Origin of the sequence: Streptococcus mitis bv. 2 str. SK95, assembly GCF_000222705.1 — a bacterium.
Taxonomy (GTDB): domain Bacteria; phylum Bacillota; class Bacilli; order Lactobacillales; family Streptococcaceae; genus Streptococcus; species Streptococcus mitis_AY.
The window spans coordinates 1-20,031 of the sequence record NZ_AFUB01000027.1 but is presented as its reverse complement, the minus strand read 5'-3'; the positions used below and the strand labels follow the sequence as shown (position 1 = coordinate 20,031).

General features: G+C 43.0%; 23 protein-coding genes. 8 read left to right on the top strand and 15 right to left on the bottom strand.

From position 1 onward, the window contains the following. Positions 1–421 precede the first annotated feature (421 nt). The 10 genes from HMPREF9965_RS06800 to HMPREF9965_RS06755 form a co-directional block, all read right to left on the bottom strand. Positions 422–1,519, bottom strand: a complete 1,098-nt coding sequence (locus HMPREF9965_RS06800) for a nucleotidyltransferase (RefSeq protein ID WP_000156386.1) — start codon at positions 1,517–1,519, stop codon at positions 422–424. Between the two features lie 9 nt (positions 1,520–1,528). Continuing rightward, positions 1,529–2,269 carry a class I SAM-dependent DNA methyltransferase gene (locus HMPREF9965_RS06795; protein WP_000257058.1) on the bottom strand — a complete coding sequence of 247 codons (741 nt, stop codon included), beginning with the start codon at positions 2,267–2,269 and terminating at the stop codon, positions 1,529–1,531. A gap of 206 nt (positions 2,270–2,475) precedes the next feature. After that, positions 2,476–2,829, bottom strand: a complete 354-nt coding sequence (rsfS, locus tag HMPREF9965_RS06790; protein ID WP_001003018.1) for a ribosome silencing factor — start codon at positions 2,827–2,829, stop codon at positions 2,476–2,478. Continuing rightward, positions 2,830–3,423 (bottom strand): bis(5'-nucleosyl)-tetraphosphatase (symmetrical) YqeK, encoded by a 594-nt coding sequence (gene yqeK, locus HMPREF9965_RS06785; protein ID WP_000331222.1) that lies wholly within the window; start codon positions 3,421–3,423, stop codon positions 2,830–2,832. Continuing rightward, positions 3,423–4,052: a nicotinate-nucleotide adenylyltransferase gene (locus HMPREF9965_RS06780; protein WP_000963720.1), complete on the bottom strand. Its 630-nt coding sequence runs from the start codon at positions 4,050–4,052 to the stop codon at positions 3,423–3,425. The genes yqeK and HMPREF9965_RS06780 overlap by 1 nt, the downstream gene beginning before the upstream one ends. A 51-nt stretch (positions 4,053–4,103) precedes the next feature. After that, complete coding sequence (gene yhbY / locus HMPREF9965_RS06775; protein WP_000060169.1) at positions 4,104–4,415, bottom strand: ribosome assembly RNA-binding protein YhbY; 312 nt, start codon at positions 4,413–4,415, stop codon at positions 4,104–4,106. A gap of 213 nt (positions 4,416–4,628) precedes the next feature. Further along, positions 4,629–5,735, bottom strand: a complete 1,107-nt coding sequence (gene yqeH, locus HMPREF9965_RS06770; RefSeq protein ID WP_000391230.1) for a ribosome biogenesis GTPase YqeH — start codon at positions 5,733–5,735, stop codon at positions 4,629–4,631. Between the two features lie 2 nt (positions 5,736–5,737). Then, positions 5,738–6,265 carry a YqeG family HAD IIIA-type phosphatase gene (locus HMPREF9965_RS06765; RefSeq protein ID WP_000963752.1) on the bottom strand — a complete coding sequence of 176 codons (528 nt, stop codon included), beginning with the start codon at positions 6,263–6,265 and terminating at the stop codon, positions 5,738–5,740. Positions 6,266–6,282: 17 nt separating this feature from the next. Next, positions 6,283–7,191 carry a magnesium transporter CorA family protein gene (locus HMPREF9965_RS06760; RefSeq protein WP_000899717.1) on the bottom strand — a complete coding sequence of 303 codons (909 nt, stop codon included), beginning with the start codon at positions 7,189–7,191 and terminating at the stop codon, positions 6,283–6,285. Positions 7,192–7,248: 57 nt separating this feature from the next. After that, the gene (locus HMPREF9965_RS06755) at positions 7,249–7,809 is read right to left on the bottom strand and encodes a mechanosensitive ion channel family protein (protein WP_001154838.1); all 561 of its coding nucleotides are present in this window, start codon (positions 7,807–7,809) and stop codon (positions 7,249–7,251) included. Between the two features lie 148 nt (positions 7,810–7,957). Between HMPREF9965_RS06755 and sstT the strand changes: the two genes are divergently transcribed. Continuing rightward, positions 7,958–9,163 (top strand): serine/threonine transporter SstT, encoded by a 1,206-nt coding sequence (sstT, locus tag HMPREF9965_RS06750; protein ID WP_000720780.1) that lies wholly within the window; start codon positions 7,958–7,960, stop codon positions 9,161–9,163. Positions 9,164–9,230: 67 nt separating this feature from the next. Then, a complete protein-coding gene (locus tag HMPREF9965_RS06745; RefSeq protein ID WP_000029018.1) occupies positions 9,231–10,184 on the top strand; it encodes an aromatic acid exporter family protein in 954 nt (317 codons plus the stop codon). 251 nt (positions 10,185–10,435) lie between these two features. Here the strand turns inward: HMPREF9965_RS06745 and HMPREF9965_RS06740 are convergent, their stop codons facing one another. Together HMPREF9965_RS06740 and HMPREF9965_RS06735 are read right to left on the bottom strand one after the other, a co-directional pair. Continuing rightward, a complete protein-coding gene (locus tag HMPREF9965_RS06740; RefSeq protein ID WP_000155105.1) occupies positions 10,436–11,980 on the bottom strand; it encodes a peptide chain release factor 3 in 1,545 nt (514 codons plus the stop codon). 144 nt (positions 11,981–12,124) lie between these two features. Then, positions 12,125–12,817: a TIGR02206 family membrane protein gene (locus HMPREF9965_RS06735; RefSeq protein WP_000903028.1), complete on the bottom strand. Its 693-nt coding sequence runs from the start codon at positions 12,815–12,817 to the stop codon at positions 12,125–12,127. 204 nt (positions 12,818–13,021) lie between these two features. On the opposite strand from HMPREF9965_RS06735, the gene gatC reads away from it, so the two are divergent. From gatC to nusB, 6 genes are all read left to right on the top strand, one after another. Then, a complete protein-coding gene (gene gatC, locus HMPREF9965_RS06730; RefSeq protein ID WP_000705420.1) occupies positions 13,022–13,324 on the top strand; it encodes an Asp-tRNA(Asn)/Glu-tRNA(Gln) amidotransferase subunit GatC in 303 nt (100 codons plus the stop codon). Next, a complete protein-coding gene (gene gatA, locus HMPREF9965_RS06725; RefSeq protein ID WP_000143720.1) occupies positions 13,324–14,790 on the top strand; it encodes an Asp-tRNA(Asn)/Glu-tRNA(Gln) amidotransferase subunit GatA in 1,467 nt (488 codons plus the stop codon). The genes gatC and gatA overlap by 1 nt, the downstream gene beginning before the upstream one ends. After that, a complete protein-coding gene (gene gatB, locus HMPREF9965_RS06720; protein ID WP_001008643.1) occupies positions 14,790–16,232 on the top strand; it encodes an Asp-tRNA(Asn)/Glu-tRNA(Gln) amidotransferase subunit GatB in 1,443 nt (480 codons plus the stop codon). The genes gatA and gatB overlap by 1 nt, the downstream gene beginning before the upstream one ends. A gap of 128 nt (positions 16,233–16,360) precedes the next feature. Next, positions 16,361–16,921: an elongation factor P gene (gene efp, locus HMPREF9965_RS06715; protein WP_000568640.1), complete on the top strand. Its 561-nt coding sequence runs from the start codon at positions 16,361–16,363 to the stop codon at positions 16,919–16,921. A 21-nt stretch (positions 16,922–16,942) separates the two neighbouring features. Next, on the top strand, positions 16,943–17,332 hold the full coding sequence (locus HMPREF9965_RS06710) for an Asp23/Gls24 family envelope stress response protein (protein ID WP_000510597.1): 390 nt from the start codon (positions 16,943–16,945) through the stop codon (positions 17,330–17,332). Beyond that, positions 17,325–17,747, top strand: coding sequence for a transcription antitermination factor NusB (gene nusB / locus HMPREF9965_RS06705; RefSeq protein ID WP_000203632.1), 423 nt, complete (start codon positions 17,325–17,327; stop codon positions 17,745–17,747). Before HMPREF9965_RS06710 ends, nusB begins: the two co-directional genes overlap by 8 nt. Before the next feature lie 251 nt (positions 17,748–17,998). On the opposite strand, the gene HMPREF9965_RS06700 is transcribed toward nusB, so the two are convergent. The 3 genes from HMPREF9965_RS06700 to HMPREF9965_RS06690 all read right to left on the bottom strand — a co-directional run. Beyond that, positions 17,999–18,307: a hypothetical protein gene (locus HMPREF9965_RS06700; RefSeq protein ID WP_000358234.1), complete on the bottom strand. Its 309-nt coding sequence runs from the start codon at positions 18,305–18,307 to the stop codon at positions 17,999–18,001. A gap of 13 nt (positions 18,308–18,320) precedes the next feature. Beyond that, complete coding sequence (locus HMPREF9965_RS06695) at positions 18,321–18,635, bottom strand: hypothetical protein (protein WP_000261159.1); 315 nt, start codon at positions 18,633–18,635, stop codon at positions 18,321–18,323. Continuing rightward, on the bottom strand, positions 18,619–20,031 hold a 1,413-nt coding region (locus HMPREF9965_RS06690; protein WP_000292116.1), incomplete at its 5' end, for a cutinase family protein. The genes HMPREF9965_RS06695 and HMPREF9965_RS06690, both read right to left, overlap by 17 nt.

Here is a 20,031-nt window from a genome sequence, read left to right as displayed (position 1 = left end):
AAAAAATTATTATTAGATATAAATTTATAGATAGGCAAAGCAAAGCGTTTAAATTGTTCAATCTCTAGCGCAAGATAAAGTACCCATATACTGGCTATAAATATTTTGTACCATTCAACAATTCTAACATTACTACTCCATGATGGTCTTTTCAATAAATATTTCAATAATTTGAAATTCAGAAGAAAATTAAGAATCCTCGTCTTTATATTTTTCATATATACCCCTTTTAATCTATATTATCATGATTATACCACAAAATAAGAGTTATAAAGCGGATTCAAGGGACAAGAATCTAGTTATTATACTAATAATTTTTCACTGATTTCTTAACTTAGGAAATCTGTCATTCTCCAAAAAATTTTATCTTCAATTTGCTATCTAAAATTTCTAAAATAAAAAAGCCTACTTGATAGTAGACTTAGTTTGATTCGATTTTGATAGGCACTCTGCCGAAATTCTGCTCTGCGATACTTGGCTGTCCTAGTTGGTAAATCTGGTCTGCCTTTTGAGCCATAGCATCCCAAGGTTCTTTGCCAATTCGGCTGACTAGATGGACCTGCTCTTTCAGAGACTTGAGATGTTGTCTGCCTTTTTCCGTAAAGCCAAGGACATGGATGGCTTCTGGCAAGTCGCTTTCTCTGGCCTGCACCAGGATATAGGTCAAGAGGCGTCTGACACGCGCTTTGGTGTAACGTTTGGTCGCAACCGCCTCGACCAATTCTTCCAAAGACTGGGCTGTTTTGATAGCATCCTTGATGCGCACAGCCATTTCTTGATTGACCTGATAGATGGTGGTTAGGTCTGGATTTGACAAGATTTGATAGCGTAGCAAAGGAAAATAGTCATCCCAGCTCACCTTACTGGCCTGCTCAAAGAGAGCAACAGAAGGCATAAAGCGTTCTAAGAAATCTTTGTCCCTCTGGTGCTGGCGGAGAGCTGTCGCTGAGGCAAAGTCCGCCTCCTTGTCCACAGAATGGTAACCCGCACCCTGACGTTGAATTGGATGCAGTTTGATGTTTCGTCCCGCAACCGCCTTGGCATAGGCCAGAGCTAGGACATGATTAGGTGTGTTGCCTGAAAAATCAAGACCAGCAAACTCCTTCCACATGGCTTGGGTTTTCTGAGGATAAGAGAGAGCATCAGGCAGATTTTCCACAAAATTCTCCATCTCGGTACCTTTCTCTGTGTATAAGTCAGAAATTTTCTGGTAATCCAGAACTTCCTCTGTCCCAAAAGCTAGTCTATCAATCCCCAATCGAGCCAAGATATCCACAGCTCCTTGGCCAAAGAAATCTGCCGCCTGAACACTGACTAAAAAGGGCAATTCCACTACCAGATCCGCTCCATTTTCAAGCGCCATCTGAGCCCGTGTCCACTTGTCCACGATAGCAGGCTCTCCACGCTGCATGAAATTCCCAGACATGGCAACGATTTTCAGCCCCTTCGCCTGCTCAAGCAGGTATTTATGCCCATTATGAAAGGGATTGAACTCCGCGATAATACCTGTGATGGTCATGATGTTCTCCTACTTCTGCGCGACAAAAAACCAACGGGTAGTGGTTGCTGTTGGCTCCTTGTCCTCAAAGTCCGCATAGAGTTTGAAGGACTTGAATCCAGCCTGTTCCAGCAAAATATCATAGGTCAAAACCTCATAAGTTCGCTCCTCATGCACTTCATCGTGGCGACTAAAGGAACCATCAGCCTCCTTGATAAAGAAGGTCAACTCATGTACGATGGAGTGAGGTGCAGCGTCCTCATAGGTATCCCAGAGCATGGCAAAATCTTCTGCATTTTCATGGTAAGAATAGCCTGGAAAAACCTCATCAGTCTGGTAGATTGAATGCACATCAAAGATGAATACACCATCTTCGTTTAGGGCATTATAGACTTCCTTAAAGACATCCCCTACTTCCACCTCATCCTGCATGTAGCAGATAGAGTCCGAATAACACGTGACAAAATCATATTTACCAGCCTTGGACAAATTCAACATGTTGCCTTCAATAAAATCAATCTTTTGCTTGGACGAAGCCGCTCTTTTCTCAGCAATCTTCAACATATCCGCACTCAAGTCAAGTCCTGTCACATCAAAACCAGCCTGAGAAAAGCGGACAGACTGGATACCTGTTCCACAAGCCAGTTCCAAAAGTTTCTTTCTCTCCTTGGTCTTAGGCAAATGACGTAGCGAAAAATCCGTCCATTTATCGTATAAACTATCGTCCATCACAGCATCGTAAACAGCTGCAAAGGTTTCATAAGTTGCCATAATTAAGATACAAAGAGCGTTAAAAGCAAAGAGAAAATAGGAATCTTACCGACGTAGCGTCAGATACAAGGGAAGGTTATCTTTTTCTCACTGCTTTTAGCTCGTGTTCAGTTTCAACATCAACCAAACACCACACTCTTACCTTTCTATCACTTTCCTTTTAAAATAAGCAAATAAACCCAGTTGACTGCAACTGAGTTCATATCCTATGCCAAGGCTTCTGAAATGTCTACTGAATCCGCCTCATGCCATAGTTTTTCTAGGTTATAGTGGGCACGCATTTCTTCTGAGAAGATATGCACGACGACACCACCGAGGTCCAGCAAGACCCAGCCTCCAGCTGCATCGCCTTCAACATGACTGCCTTTAAAGCCTGCTTGAGCTACTTTTTCACGGATATTGTCAGCAATAGCGTCCAACTGACGGCTATTCATCGAGCTAGTGATGACAAAGTAGTCCGTCACGCTAGTCAAATCTTGTACGTCAAGTGCGAGGATATCCTCCGCACGTTTCTCATCAGCCGCTTTCACGACTAGTTCTAGTAATTCTTTTTCGTTCATTTAGTCCTCTTTCAAATAGTGCACAAAGGCGTTATAGGTTTCAAGGGTTTGGGGATAGATGGGGAATCCCTGATGAGCCAAATGTTTCACAGTTCGCGCTGTCTCATAGGCCACAGCCTTATTGAGCGATAAACTTGCAATCTCACGCGCCACATCCACTCCCGGAAAGGCACGATTGTGCTCGATATAGTCTGCTACATAGATAACCTTATCTAGGTCTGTCATCTGACCAGCACCGACTGTATGGATTTCAATAGCTCTTAGTATCTCCGGATCACGCAAATCCAAATCTTCCTGAATCTTGTAGATGCCAACCATCCCATGCCAGACATTATTACCCCAGTTTTTGAGGTCAGGATCTAGCTGATAACGGTCAATCAAGTCTAGAAATTCCTGATCTGACAACTTTTTAGCATAGTCGTGGAGAAGGCCTGCTAGGCCTGCTTTCTCACTATCCACATCAAAGCGCTGAGCCAGTTCTATGGCTGCACGCTCCACACCCAAGCAATGGGTTAAGCGTTTTTCAGGTAGAAGCTCTGCCATTTTTTCCAACAAAGCCTCACGTGAACAGTTGATATAGTCTTGATAGGCCATCAGTAGAGCCCCTCCTTCTCGATGTAGTCTAGCACTGGCTGAGGTAGGAGAAAGTTGGGTTTCCGACCTTGGGCAATGAAGTCACGCACCATACTGGAGGAAATGTCCATGAGAGGCACATCCACCCAGATAACTGGATAGGAAGTCCCTGCCTTGTAGCGTGGGCGCTGAACCCCTACAAACTGAACCATGTCGACCAGCTCATCAATTCGGTACCATTTAGGCAGATAGTCCACCATATCAGCTCCGATAATGAAGTAATAATCCGTATCTGGATGTTGCTCTGTCAAAATCTTCATGGTGTCGTAGGTGTAGGAAATGCCCTTGCGCTCTAGCTCAATGGTTTCAATGGCTAGGCCTTCAATCCCCTCAATCGCCAACTCAAGCATCTTGAGACGATGGTGCTCGGGGATGGTTTCCTTTTTATCTACATGAGGAGGTTGGTATTCGGGCATAAGCAGAACCTGGTCCAGTCCTAACTGTTGTCGTACTTGGTCCGCAACGATCAGATGGGCATGGTGAACAGGGTTAAAATTCCCTCCTAGAAGCCCAACTTGTTTGCGTTTTTTCTCCTTGATTTCTGGCTCCAACTCTACCTTGGTAAAGGGAGTCAATAATTCGATTGCCATAGGCTCGTCTTCCTTTAATTCTCTGTAAAAACAGTTGTTTGGAGTAGGGGTTTAGATTTCTTTGACTTTTTTAGAAATCTTGCGATTTTCTTTCTTGCTGGATTGTTTAAACAAAATTAAGATGCGTCCGATTTTTTGGACAGTATCCACACCGATTTCTTCTTCCAAAATTTCAGCTACTTCATGGATGTTTTCATCTGTGTTTTGCAAGAGCGTGACTTTAATCAATTCGCGAGCGTCAAGAGCTTGACGGACGCTGGTTTTGATTTGGTCGTTGAGACCATTTTTCCCGATTTGAATGATGGGTTTGAGGGTGTGTGCCTGGCTGTTGAGGAAGGCACGCTGTTTCGATGTTAATGACATGATTTCTTTAAAAGAGTTTCTTTTTATACTTTTCTAAAGTGGTAACGGACGTCAGCAAGGTCCTTCGAACTTTCATGACTAAAATTTGAGCCTAAGGTCTCAAATTTTCCGCAGTTGGTACAATCACTTGTACCAACTAACACCACGGCGAAAAGTATTCTCTACGGGCTCGCAACGCTCGCCTTAATAAAGACAACCCTTTCCTTTCTGTGTTTAAATAATTGCTTTTCGTGTGACGACGGCGACACCTTCTGGTGCCCAGACGGCTACTTTTGCAGTGCCTGTTACTCGGATCCAGCCTAGTCCTGAGATGACTAGGTCGGTTTTGTCCTTGATATTAAATACATGCTGGACTAGTTTTGGAAAGTCCTCTTTTTCCTTGCTATTTGGTGGCGTCAAAAGGGTTCCTAAGTGCTTGTCATAGAAAGCACTAGCACCTTCTAGCTTGGTACGGTGGAGTTTGAGTTCATTGTCAAAGAAAGCAGTAAATCCTTGCTTTTCTCCTGTAATGAAGTCAAATCGTCCAAGACCACCTAAAAACAGGGTTTGTTCAGGGTTAAGTTGATAGGTTTTGGGCTTGATTTCCTTTTTAGGGCTGACATACTTGAGGTTTTTAGCCGTCAAGTAGTGGGCCATCTGGTGGCGGTGGATAATCCCTGGCGTATCGTAGATATAAGATCCGTCATCAAGCGGAATCTCAATCTTGTCCAAGGTTGTCCCCGGAAAACGCGAAGTCGTGATGACATTCTGGTCACCTGTGATTTCTTGGATAATAGCGTTGATGAGAGTTGACTTTCCAACGTTGGTTACCCCAACTACGTAGACATCGCGGCCCTTACGGTAGTGTTCAATCTTGTCAATGACTTCCTTAATAGCATGCTTATTCTGAGCCGAAGTCAGGACGACATCCACAGGGCGAAGTCCTTCTTCGTGGGCACGCTCCATGAGCCACTGGCTAATCTTGCCCGGTTTAACTGATTTGGGCAGGATATCTTTCTTATTTCCGACCAAGAGGACATCATTGCCCGATACAAAGCGCGGTAAGCCTGGGATGACAGAGCCATTAAAGTCAAAAATATCTATGACATTGACCACTAAGGCATCACTGTCTCCTACCTCGTGCAAGAGTTTGAGGAAATCATCATCCGTCAACTGCACATCCGTGATTTCATTGTAATGGCGGAGACGGAAACAGCGTTGGCAATAAACTTCACCAGTCTCCAACCCTTTTTCAAGTGCCGACTGGGGTGTAAATCCAAGACCAGTCTTGTCTGTCGTCTGAATGGTTGCTCCACAACCAATACAGAGAATTTCTTCCATAGTTAAATTCCTTTTTTATATGTAATCGGTCCGTACTTTTCAGTGATTTTGCGCATGACACGGCGCTCGCGAGCTCGGTTAATCTGCGTTTTAATAGAGTCGTGTTGGACCAAGGGTTTGACCAAGATTGAGCGAATGCCTGCACGATGCGCGGCCCGAATATCCGTCATGAGTTGGTCGCCGACCATGACCACTTCATTTTTCTCGTAGTGGAATTCCTTCATGGCATGGTCAATCCCAAATGTGAAGGGCTTCAAGGCCCAATAAACGTAATCAATTCCAAATTTCTCAACTGCGCGTTGGACCCGTTTTTTGGTGTTATTTGAGACCAAGATGACACGAATACCTGCGTCACGAAGGTCATGTAGCCATTGCTTCATCTCTGGCGTTCCATCAGGGTTGTTCCAAGCAATGAGGGTATTGTCCAAATCGACCAAAACAGCCTTGATCCCCTGCGCTTGCAGGCTTGGGACTGTCAGATCATAGACTGCTCCCACAGCAAAATCTGGCATATAATTTTCAATTGCCATTCTGGCTCCTTTTCTTTTTAATTTCTAGCAATTTTCTTTAAACATTGGGCTAAGACTGCCCATAAAATGAGACTAGCTATCAAAATATAAATCCAAGCATTCGGTTCATCTGTAAACGGTAAGGGAACATTCATTCCGAAAAATCCTGTAATAACTGCAAGGATAGCTAGCAAAACTGAGATAATTGTCAAAGTTGTCAAATTATCATTTAGATTATTATTCAGGATGTTGTTGTAAGAGGCTGAGAGTTGTTGCAAAACTTGAGAAATCAAGTCTGTCATCGAAACCAACTGATGCGCTTCAATCATAGCATCATCAAACTGCTCTCTTTCTACCTCATTAAGATTGCGATAAAGAGCATGCCCTTGGATATGTTCCAAGAGGAGACGGTTTTGTTTGGCAGCAGCTGTCAAGTAAACCATACCGGTTTCCAAGTCAGAGAGGGCAAAAAGATTTTTTTTAGTTGTTTTTTGACGAAGAAGTGCACTGATTTCATCCTTACTTTTATCCATCTCTTCAATAACTGGATAATAAGCATTACTAATAATCTCTAAACTGGCAAAAAGAAATTTGTAGATGGAAATAATTTCATGGCTTTCAAGATAGGTCGCCATGCGTTTAATCACATAAGTATTCTTGTGATTGCTGATGGTGATCAGCCGTTGTTTTTCAACGATAAAGGTCATCGGAATCGCTTCATAATATTCTTTGTCTTTTTCTAAATCAAGAACATTATAAATGAAGGTTACCGTCCCCGTTTCACGATTATAATCCATGTGGGCTCGTTCATTTCTATCTAGAGCATACTCGATGGTTTCCTTGTCCAATCCATAGACGTCAGAAAGATCTTCCATGTTTTTAATCTTGTCCACATCAAGGTCTATCCAGGTACAATCATGACCTAGTTTTTTCTCTACAAATAACATACTCTCTCCTTTACCAAACTCTTTCTATTGTACCACAAATCTGCCAAAATAGCAGACCTACTCTGTACGAGAGAAGTTGCTGACAACAGTGATATTTCGGTTGGGAACAAAGTGAAGGGCTTGGTCGTCACTGCGAAGTTGGGTCGTACGGATTCCTACACTGACAACCTTTCCAGATACGGTAATAGGGCCATTTGTGAGGACCACTTCGTCGCCCACATCGAGCTGGCGTTCAAAGAGGATAAAGAAACCATTGATAACGTCGGACAGAAAACCTTGTGCGCCCATCCCAATGGCCACCCCAGCAATCCCTGCCCCAGCAAGGAGGCTGGAAACTGGCAAGCCCAAAATAGACAAGATACAGTAAATTAAAAAGAAATAAAGGGTGTAGTTAAAGATATTCTCAAGCAAACGAGAGATGGTCTTTTGTCTGCCTGCATCTCGATTTGAAAATTTAAGCGAGGGTTTGACAATCTTTCGTACAGTCGCATGAAGCATCTTTTTAGCTATATAAAATAACAGAAACAAAATCAAAAGAGAAATCACCTTGGTCAAGAGATTCTCTAATACAGTTGTTACATCCAATTTATCAAGATAACGTTGAAAAAATTCTTGCATACAAAACTCCTTTTTAGTATTATACCACAAATCATCCCGTTCAAATTCTTCATAAATATTCCGATATTCCCCAAAACTCAAAAAAAGACTTGCCTCAACGGCATATTTATACTATAATCATAAACAATACATTTTGAAGGAGACTATTATGAAAAAAATCATTCGAGCCTGGAACAAGGCCAGCCTCATCAAACGTATCCTAATCGGCATGCTTCTTGGAGCCTCTCTAGGGCTACTTTTTCCTAGTCTGTCGGGGCTCGGCATTCTCGGTGACCTATTCGTTGGGGGTCTGAAAGCCATCGCTCCTGTCTTGGTCTTTACCCTCGTCGCAAATGCCCTCTCACAACATCAAAAAGGGCAAGATACCAATATGAAGACCGTTATTTTTCTCTATCTACTCGGTACCTTTGCAGCTGCCTTGATTGCCGTACTGGCTAGTTTTCTCTTCCCCGTCCAGATTACTCTCAGCAGTGCGAGCACAGAGATTGCCCCACCAGACGGCATCGGTCAAGTTCTCAGCAACCTCCTACTGAATCTCGTGGACAATCCCCTCAATGCCATTGTCCAAGCTAATTATATCGGGATCCTATCCTGGGCTGTTGTCTTTGGACTTGCTATGAGAGAAGCTAGCAAAAACAGCAAGGAATTGCTCAAAACCATGGCTGGTGTAACTTCCAAGATTGTGGAGTGGATTATCAATTTGGCACCTTTCGGAATTATGGGCTTGGTCTTCAAGACCATCTCTGATAAAGGAATTACCAGCCTTGCTAACTACGGAATTTTGCTAGGACTCTTGATTGCAACTATGGCTTTTGTGGCCCTTGTCATCAATCCCCTCATTGCCTTTTTCTTTATGAGAAAAAATCCTTATCCCCTTGTTTTTAAATGTTTGCGTGTCAGTGGAATTACAGCTTTCTTTACTCGTAGTTCTGCCGCTAATATCCCTGTCAACATGAAACTCTGCCAAGATCTAGGACTCAATCCAGATACCTACTCTGTTTCTATCCCCCTTGGCTCGACCATTAATATGGCCGGTGCAGCTGTAACCATTAACATTCTGACTCTAGCTGCAGTCAATACGCTAGGAATCTCTGTCGACTTTGGTACAGCTTTTGTGCTCAGTGTAGTGGCTGCCATTTCTGCCTGCGGAGCTTCTGGAATCGCTGGTGGATCACTCCTCCTCATTCCCGTCGCTTGTAGTCTCTTTGGGATTTCAAATGACGTTGCTATGCAGGTAGTCGGAGTTGGTTTTGTCATCGGTGTCGTCCAAGATTCCTGCGAAACTGCCCTAAACTCTTCTACCGACGTCCTCTTTACAGCAGTAGCTGAGTACGCGTCGGCACGTAAAAAATAGATTTTTTAAGACAAGTCTTCCAAGCCTTGTCTTTTATACTCTTATTCTAGTATTATAGGAAATTCTCATGTCTATCACCCAACGTACGACAAAACTGATCTTAGCGACCTGCCTCGCTTGTTTTCTAGCTTATTTTTTAGATTTATCATCAGCGGTTTCAGCTGGAATTATCTCCCTCTTAAGCCTATCTGACACGCGCAGAAGCACACTGAAATTGGCACGTAACCGCCTCTTTTCCATGCTCCTAGCACTGGCTATCGGTGTTCTAGCCTTTCAACTAACAGGATTTCACATCTGGAGCCTCGGGCTCTATCTGGCTCTCTACGTGCCCCTAGCCTATAAAATGGGTTGGGAAATTGGCATCACCCCTAGCAGTGTCTTGGTCAGTCATCTTTTGGTACAAGAGTCTACCTCTCCAGAGCTCTTGCTCAATGAAGTACTCCTCTTTCTCATCGGGACAAGCTTTGCTCTATTGGTCAACCTTTATATGCCCTCTCGTGATAAAGCCATCCAAAGCTACCACCTTCAAGTCGAAGAAAAGTTAAAAGGCATCCTCCTTCGCTTTAAGTACTATCTGTCGAGGGGAGACGGACGCAATCAAGCCCAACTCGTTGACCAATTAGACAAGTTCCTTGATGAGGCCCTCAAGCTGGTCTATTTGGATCACTCAGACCACCTCTTTCACCAGACGGACTACCATATCCACTACTTTGAGATGAGGCAACGGCAAAGTCGTATCCTGCGAAATATGGCCCAGCAGATCAATACTTGTCACCTAGCCGCAAGTGAAAGTTTGATCTTGGCCCAGCTCTTTTCTAAGATTGCTACCCAGCTAAGCCAGACCAATCCTGCTCACGATCTACTTGATGACATCGAACGCTATCTGCAAGTCTTCCGCAATCGGAGTCTCCCTAAAACACGTGAGGAGTTTGAAACCCGTGCTACCCTCCTGCAGCTACTACGCGAAGCCGAAACCTTTATCCAAGTCAAGGTCGATTTTTATCAGAAATATGGAAACTAGAAAAACCTCATAAGAATTCATGTAACATGATTTCTCTGAGGTTTTTAATTTACCTTTGACTTCAATTACCTTTACTATATGAAAAAATCCACGAATCGATATTATTCGCGGACTTTTCCTAGTAAAGCATTTAGGTAAGCCACCATAGCGGTCACCGATTGTTAGATTACGACACTGAGTTTTACAAATCGATTTCATTTGTAAAACCCAGTTAGTGAGGCAGTTAGGTAAGTCTAATAGGACTTACTGAATCACATCTTCTCTTCCAACTCAACGTCTGGATATTTATCCGCAAACCAGCGGAGGGCAAAGTCATTTTCAAAGAGGAAGACTGGTTGGTCAAAGCGGTCTTTGGCCAAGATATTTCGGCTTGATGACATCCGTTCATCCAAGTCCTCAGGCTTGATCCAACGAACGGTCTTTTTACCCATTGGGCTCATGACCACTTCTGCATTGTACTCGCCTTCCATGCGGTGCTTAAAGACTTCAAACTGGAGTTGACCAACAGCGCCTAGCATATACTCGCCTGTTTGGTAATTCTTATAAAGCTGAATGGCTCCTTCTTGTACCAATTGCTCAATCCCCTTATGGAAGGATTTTTGCTTCATGACGTTCTTAGCAGAAACTTTCATGAAAATTTCAGGTGTAAAGGTTGGCAGTGGTTCAAATTCAAACTTGTTTTTTCCAACCGTCAAAGTGTCTCCAACCTGATAAGTACCGGTATCGTAAACCCCGATGATGTCTCCTGCAACAGCATTGGTCACATTCTCACGACTTTCCGCCATAAACTGGGTAACATTAGAAAGCTTGGCAGTCTTCCCAGTACGAGGCAGATTAACACTCATACCGCGCTCAAATTCCCCCGATACGATACGGACAAAGGCGATACGGTCACGGTGACGAGGGTCCATGTTGGCTTGGATTTTAAAAACGAATCCTGAGAAATCCTTGTCATAAGGATCGACAATTTCACCGTCTGTCTTCTTGTGTCCATGTGGTTCTGGAGCAAACTTAAGGAAGGTCTCAAGGAAGGTCTGCACCCCAAAGTTAGTCAGGGCTGAACCGAAGAAGACCGGAGTCAGTTCTCCTGCAAGAATAGCTTCTTCTGAAAATTCATTTCCTGCTTCTTGCAAAAGTTCGATGTCATCCTTAACCTGAGCGTAGAAAGGATTGCTTCCAAAGAGCTTGTCTCCTTCTTCCAGACTGGCAAAACGCTCATCCCCTTTATAAAGTTCTAAACGTTGGTTATAGAGGTCATACAAGCCCTCAAAAGCTTTCCCCATCCCGATTGGCCAGTTCATCGGATAACTCGCAATACCCAAGACTTCTTCCAATTCTTGCAAGAGGTCCAGTGGCTCACGGCCATCACGGTCCAGCTTGTTCATAAAGGTAAAGACTGGAATACCACGATGTTTGACAACCTCAAACAATTTCTTGGTTTGGGCCTCGATACCCTTGGCAGAGTCCACGACCATGACCGCAGCATCCACCGCCATCAAGGTCCGATAGGTGTCTTCTGAAAAGTCCTCGTGCCCTGGTGTGTCGAGGATGTTGACGCGTTTGCCGTCGTAGTCAAACTGCATAACAGATGAAGTTACCGAAATCCCACGTTGTTTCTCGATATCCATCCAGTCAGACTTGGCAAAAGTCCCTGTTTTCTTTCCTTTTACAGTACCAGCCTCACGAATCTCGCCCCCAAAGTAGAGCAACTGCTCAGTAATGGTTGTTTTCCCCGCGTCCGGATGGGAGATAATGGCAAAGGTACGGCGTTTCTTAATTTCTTCTTGAATAGTCATAAGTTCTCTTTCTTTGATTTTCTATTTTTAGTTGTTTCAGTAGCTAAGAATGATTTTTACATTGGATTTTACCATTCCTTTCAACTCTTCATTATATCGGATTTTGGGGAGTTTTTCAATTGCTCATCCGATGAAAAAGGTAAGCTAGAGCACAGATTTCACCTGATTTCTCTTTTTCCACCGTTTCTTGAACAAGATATCAAAGAGAAGCAAAGCTAGAGAAAGAATAACCGACACAAGGAGGTACTTTATCCATAGAGGTGCATGAGAGATAAACGGTGTATCTCTTAAAAGGCCATAATTTCCACCCGTCAGCTGATTAACCCCAACTAGAAAGAGGTTGAGGATAAAGGTATAGGCTACAATCATATATTTCTTGAGCAGGCTCTTGTCATAGTGATTCATCAAGTAGACCAAGGAATTCACCAAAAGGGCATAGTGCCCAATCAAAAATGAAAAACTAGTGATATGGGGGAAGTCATAGGGGTCAAAAACGGGGTAAACCAGGGCAAAGACCGCTCCACTTGCTCCTAAAAGGGCAAAGTATTGCTTGCTCCGCCATTTATCTGGCAAGAAAACCACTGCAAACATAGCCAAACGACAATGATAAAAAGGAAGGCTATTAGAAAACGGAATCCCAAAACCAACATACCAACTATAAAGAGCTAGTAACTGGAGAATCTGAATCCCCTTAAACAAGTAGACAAATTTTGGATTTTTGTGATAAGCAAGTGCTCCATAAATACAAAGCACCAAAGTAAGAATCATAACCCCATACCAAAAGAGCGAAATGGGAGGTGGTACGGTTTGGAATCTTGTAAAAAAATTATGTAGCATATTTTCTATCCTAACTCATCTTTCGGGGAATTCTTCCTACATTAATCTCTAGTCTCACTCAATTTTTCTTTTAGTTTAACTATTATAGCGAATTAAAAGCGATTTTTCAATTTCTATTTCTTTTCAGTTTGCCTTAGCTTATTTATAGGAAAATATGGTAAAATAGAACAGACTAAAAATCATCATTTCACGAAAGGATGCAAGATGAAAATTACGCAAGAAGAGGTAACACACGTTGCCAATCTTTCAAAATTAAGATTCTCTGAAGAAGAAACTGCTGCCTTTGCAACAACGCTGTCTAAAATTGTCGATATGGTTGAGTTGCTGGGCGAAGTCGACACTACTGGTGTCGCACCTACTACAACGATGGCTGACCGTAAAACCGTACTCCGCCCTGATGTGGCCGAAGAAGGAACTGACCGTGATCGCTTGTTTAAAAACGTACCTGAAAAAGAAAACTACTATATTAAGGTACCAGCTATCCTAGACGATGGAGGAGATGCCTAATGACTTTTAATAACAAAACTATTGAAGACTTGCACAATCTCCTTGTCTCTAAGGAGATTTCAGCAACTGAATTGACCCAAGCAACGCTTGAGGATATCAAGTCTCGCGAGACAACTATCAATGCTTTTGTTACCATCGCTGAAGAGCAGGCCCTCGCTCAAGCTAAAGCCATTGATGAAGCTGGAATTGACGCGGACAATGTCCTTTCAGGAATTCCAATGGCTGTTAAGGATAATATCTCTACAGACGGTATCCTGACAACTGCAGCCTCAAAAATGCTCTACAACTACGAGCCTATCTTTGATGCGACAGCCGTTGCCAATGCCAAAGCCAAAGGTATGATCGTTGTCGGAAAAACCAACATGGACGAGTTTGCCATGGGTGGATCCGGTGAAACTTCTCACTACGGTTCCACTAAAAATGCTTGGAACCACAGCAAGGTACCTGGTGGTTCATCAAGTGGTTCTGCGGCTTCTGTAGCTTCAGGACAAGTCCGCTTATCACTTGGTTCTGATACTGGTGGTTCTATCCGCCAACCTGCTGCCTTCAACGGGATTGTTGGTCTCAAACCAACCTACGGAACCGTTTCACGTTTTGGTCTCATTGCCTTCGGTAGCTCATTAGACCAGATTGGACCTTTTGCACCAACTGTTAAGGAAAATGCCCTCTTGCTCAACGCTATTGCCAGCGAAGATGCTAAAGACTCGACTTCTGCCCCTGTCCGCATTGCTGACTTTACTTCAAAAATTGGCCAAGACATCAAGGGCATAAAAATCGCTTTGCCTAAGGAATATCTTGGCGAAGGGATTGACCCAGAAGTTAAGGAAACCATCCTCAAAGCCGCCAAACACTTTGAAAAACTCGGTGCTATCATCGAAGAAGTGAGCCTTCCTCACTCTAAATACGGTGTTGCCGTTTACTACATTATCGCTTCATCAGAGGCATCCTCAAACTTGCAACGTTTTGACGGTATCCGTTATGGCTACCGCGCAGAGGATGCGACTAATCTTGATGAAATCTATGTAAACAGCCGTAGCCAAGGTTTCGGTGAAGAAGTGAAACGCCGTATCATGCTGGGTACTTTCAGTCTTTCGTCAGGTTACTACGACGCCTACTACAAGAAGGCTGGACAAGTCCGTACCCTCATCATCCAAGATTTCGAAAAAGTCTTTGCGGATTACGACTTGATTTTGGGACCAACTGCTCCAAGTGTTGCTTATGACTTGGACTCACTCAACCATGACCCAGTTGCCATGTACTTGGCTGACCTCTTGACCATCCCAGTCAACTTGGCAGGTCTCCCAGGAATTTCTATTCCTGCTGGATTTGCTCAAGGTCTCCCTGTCGGACTCCAATTGATCGGTCCTAAATACTCAGAAGAGACCATTTACCAAGCTGCTGCTGCTTTTGAAGCAACAACAGACTACCACAAACAACAACCCGTGATTTTTGGAGGTGATAACTAATGAACTTTGAAACAGTCATTGGACTTGAAGTCCACGTAGAGCTCAACACCAATTCAAAAATCTTCTCACCAACTTCTGCCCACTTCGGAAATGACCAAAACGCCAACACCAACGTGATTGACTGGTCTTTCCCAGGAGTACTTCCAGTTCTCAATAAAGGGGTTGTCGATGCCGGTATCAAGGCTGCTCTTGCCCTCAACATGGACATCCACAAAAAGATGCACTTTGACCGCAAAAACTACTTCTATCCTGATAATCCAAAAGCCTACCAAATTTCTCAGTTTGATGAACCTATCGGTTATAATGGTTGGATTGAAGTGGAGCTCGAAGACGGTACGACTAAGAAAATCGGTATCGAACGCGCCCACCTAGAAGAAGACGCTGGTAAAAACACCCACGGTACAGATGGCTACTCTTATGTAGACCTCAACCGCCAGGGAGTTCCCTTGATTGAGATTGTATCTGAAGCTGACATGCGTTCTCCTGAAGAAGCCTACGCTTATCTGACAGCCCTCAAGGAAGTCATCCAGTACGCTGGCATTTCCGACGTTAAGATGGAAGAAGGTTCTATGCGCGTGGATGCCAACATCTCTCTTCGTCCTTATGGTCAAGAGAAATTCGGTACCAAGACTGAGTTGAAGAACCTCAACTCCTTCTCAAATGTCCGCAAAGGGCTTGAATACGAAGTACAACGCCAGGCAGAAATCCTTCGCTCAGGTGGTCAAATCCGCCAAGAAACACGCCGTTACGATGAAGCCAATAAAGCAACCATCCTCATGCGTGTCAAGGAAGGTGCTGCAGACTACCGCTACTTCCCAGAACCAGACCTACCCCTCTTTGAAATCTCAGACGAGTGGATTGAGGAAATGCGAACAGAATTGCCAGAGTTTCCAAAAGAACGCCGTGCTCGCTACGTTGCTGACCTTGGCTTGTCAGACTACGATGCTAGCCAGCTGACTGCTAACAAAGTCACTTCTGACTTCTTTGAGAAAGCTGTTGCCCTTGGTGGCGATGCTAAGCAAGTCTCAAACTGGCTCCAAGGTGAAGTCGCTCAATTCTTGAACGCTGAAGGAAAAACACTCGAACAAATCGAATTGACACCAGAAAACTTGGTTGAAATGATTGCCATCATCGAAGATGGCACTATCTCGTCTAAGATTGCCAAGAAAGTCTTTGTCCACCTGGCTAAAAATGGTGGTAGTGCGCGTGAATACGTGGAAAAAGCAGGCTTGGTGCAAATCTCAGATCCAGCTATCTTGATTCCAATCATCCACCAAGTCTTTGCGGATAACGAAGCCGCTGTTGCCGACTTCAAGTCAGGAAAACGCAACGCAGACAAGGCCTTCACAGGATTCCTTATGAAAGCTACCAAAGGTCAAGCCAACCCACAAGTTGCCCTTAAACTGCTTGCACAAGAATTGGCGAAGTTGAAAGAAAACTAGACAGAACAAAACCAGCCCTAAGGTTGGTTTTTTCTTCTCTACCAACTCCCAATAACTATTTTGGCTTTATTTTCAGAGTATTTTATGGTAAAATGAAGAGTAATAATATTTATTAAAGAGGTAAAAACATGATTGAAGCAAGTAAATTAAAAGCTGGTATGACCTTTGAAACAGCTGACGGAAAATTGATCCGCGTTTTGGAAGCTAGCCACCACAAACCAGGTAAAGGAAACACGATCATGCGTATGAAATTGCGTGATGTCCGTACTGGTTCTACATTTGACACAAGCTACCGTCCAGAGGAAAAATTTGAACAAGCTATTATCGAAACTGTTCCAGCTCAATACTTGTACAAAATGGATGACACAGCTTACTTCATGAATACAGAAACTTACGACCAATACGAGATCCCTGTAGTCAACGTCGAAAACGAATTGCTTTACATCCTTGAAAACTCTGATGTGAAAATCCAATTCTACGGAACTGAAGTAATCGGTGTAACTGTACCAACTACTGTTGAATTGACAGTTGCAGAAACTCAACCATCTATCAAAGGTGCTACTGTTACAGGTTCTGGTAAACCAGCAACGATGGAAACTGGACTTGTCGTCAACGTTCCGGACTTCATCGAAGCAGGACAAAAACTCGTTATCAACACTGCAGAAGGAACTTACGTTTCTCGTGCCTAATCTCTAGAAAGAGGTCATTCTATGGGAATTGAAGAACAACTTGGCGAAATCGTTATCGCTCCACGTGTACTTGAAAAAATCATTGCTGTTGCTACTGCAAAGGTAGAGGGCGTACACTCTTTTTCAAACAAATCAGTATCTGATACCCTTTCAAAACTTTCACTCGGCCGCGGCGTTTATCTTAAAAACGTGGACGAAGAACTCACAGCTGATATCTACCTCTACCTTGAGTACGGAGTAAAAGTTCCTAAGGTAGCTGTTGCTATCCAAAAAGCTGTCAAAGATGCAGTCCACAATATGGCTGATGTAGAACTCGCTGCTATCAATATCCACGTTGCAGGTATTGTTCCAGATAAAACACCAAAACCAGACTTGAAAGACTTGTTTGATGAGGACTTCCTCAATGACTAGTCCACTATTAGAATCTAGACGTGAGCTCCGTAAGTGTGCCTTTCAAGCTCTTATGAGTCTTGAGTTTGATACAGACGTCGAAACTGCTTGTCGTTTCGCCTACACACACGATCGTGAAGATACGGATGTGCAACTCCCAGCCTTTTTGACAGAGCTCGTTTCTGGTGTTCAAACTAAAAAGGAAGAACTAGACAAGCAAATCACACAACATCTAAAAGCAGGTTGGACCATTGAACGTTTAACGCTCGTGGAGAGAAACCTCCTTCGCTTGGGAGTCTTTGAAATCACTTCATTTAACACTCCACAGTTGGTTGCTGTTAACGAAGCTATCGAGCTTGCAAAGGACTTCTCAGATCAAAAATCTGCCCGTTTTATCAATGGACTGCTCAGCCAGTTTGTAACAGAAGAACAGTAAATAGAAAAAGTGTTTGACAAATATCAAACACTTTTTTCTTTGCCTTCCACTATCTAAAAAAGTGGTAATAGATGTAATATTACAAGTTTAATATTCATTTTTTTAAAAATATTTTAAAAAAATGTTCTGCTTACATCTAAAAACTAGTAAGAAGAGTTAAATTATCTACTTTTGTTGTATAATTACATTTTTTAAAAATATAATAAAAAAGCGTTATAATTAACCTAAATATCTCTTATAGGGTATATTTGTTATAGATCCTTTTCTTCTAACTTTCGATAAAAGTTTTTATTCTCTTGGTGTCGAGCTTCCAGTACATTCTCTATACGATTCTTATACAGTTGATGATAGCTGTCTAAATTGTTCTCTATCTCAAAGATATATGGTTGAATTTCAGCAAAACTACTGTCTCTACATGCATAGGAAAGCGCCTCTAGGAGATGATCCGTCTCCCTGCTAAACTTGTGGAAATCATCATCCAAATCCATCTCCAAACGCTCTAAGTATCGCAATTTACGATTGTGTTCATCCTCTAATTTCTGAAGTTCCTTTTTATCCATGACCCATTTTCTCCTAGCTTTTGATCGGACTCTGTAAAGTAGGTGTTTGCAAGGTCTGTGTCAAGTAAGTTTCGGCAGCATCTGCAGCTTTCCCCTCAAATCCACCCTTAATATTGTTCACATAGGTCTTAGAAGCGTAGTCTTGCATATCTGTGGCTGCTTCCTGCAACTTTTTAGCTAACTCAGCTCCTTTAGCAAGAATTGACATCTCTTTTGCAGTTACCAAGGCCCTGACTGCTTGGCGTTCTTGTTCCTTCATTCTTTCCTTGAAGCCTCTGTCGAGTTGCTCTCTTGTAATTAAGGTATCCTCATCAGTTAGCACTACCATTTTTACCCCTCCATGTTTGTTTTACATCCGCCAATAGATTATTAAAATCTTCAGCACTATCTGTATCTATGGTCTCAAAGGAGCCACTAGCTTTAACCAGGCTTTCCCCTAATTGCTCAATTTGTGTCAGGAAGGATGTTGCTGCGGTCTTCGTGTCACTTTCTACGCCTTCATCCCAAAAGCTTGTTGTATCAAAACCAGAAAGTAGATTTGTAACTTCTGAACTTGACAAATATCCAACCATGTCAAAGGCTGTCTGTCTTGTTTCTTTTATCATGTTTTGAATATCTTCCTTAGCATCTGAAAGTAAGGTTTTCACAGATTTTACTTTATCTTCCATGTCAAAATTTGCCAACTGGGCTGCTGTCTGAAGCAACTGAGCTCGAACCAAGATTCTTTGATTTCCTGAAAGATTGCCACTTCTCAGTTGTTCCTGATAACGAGGAATAGCTTCTCGATCCCACTTTATAGATTCCTGACGAGCTTCTTCGACGATTTTACTATATTCAGTTGTAAAATTCTCGTAAACTGAATAACCAATAGCTGCCTTTATTTTAAACTCACCTCTCATAATGGAATTTAAAACATTTGAGGCTACATTTTCATCGACTCCTAAAGCCCTGAGAGAATCCAAAGATGTCGCAATTAATCGAGCCAACTTTTCACCTGCCCTGAGCAATTCCGGGTGAAAATCCTCAGACGCAGTCAATAAATTTCCCTTTCCATCCGATTGGAAAACACCAAAGTCATGGGAGCTTTCCGGATCAGTAATCTGGGTATAATGCAAGGGGACCAGGACATTGACTTTACCGACGGGTTTCTTGAGGGGTTCATCGGAGTCCCCAGGTAATTTAGTGATGGTATGCTCACGATTGAGCATACCCACGATATCAAAAGGATTGACATAATACTCTATCTTTTCGCTAATCTTTTGGATTTTCTCATCACTGAGGCCCATTTTCTTTAAGCTCTTTGTCGTGTCTGGACCGTCAAAAAGAACTACTTTTCCGATTTTCTCCAGTTCTTCATCAGTGAGGCCAGCTACCCCTTGCGCAGAGACAATGGTTCCTAGGGAATGACCTGTGATGTCCATCGTAGCTTGCGGAGCTTTTTCGCGCATCTCTGCGATTTTAGCTTTCATACCTGCCGTCGCTAACTTAGCTTGCGGTGTATGGATGTGGTTGAGAGCGAACTTCGCATCGTTGTCAACCCAGTCGTTCCAATTTTCTTTACTGATGGCATCACTTCCGCGGATAGCCATATAGGTTTTCTTGGTATCATGAGTCAAAGTTGGCGTATCCGTTAAGTAGTAGGCACTGAAACCAGCTTCATCATCAGTTAACAATCCTTTTTGATAACGTTTGTGATGAATATCCTGCCTCATTCCATTCGCATT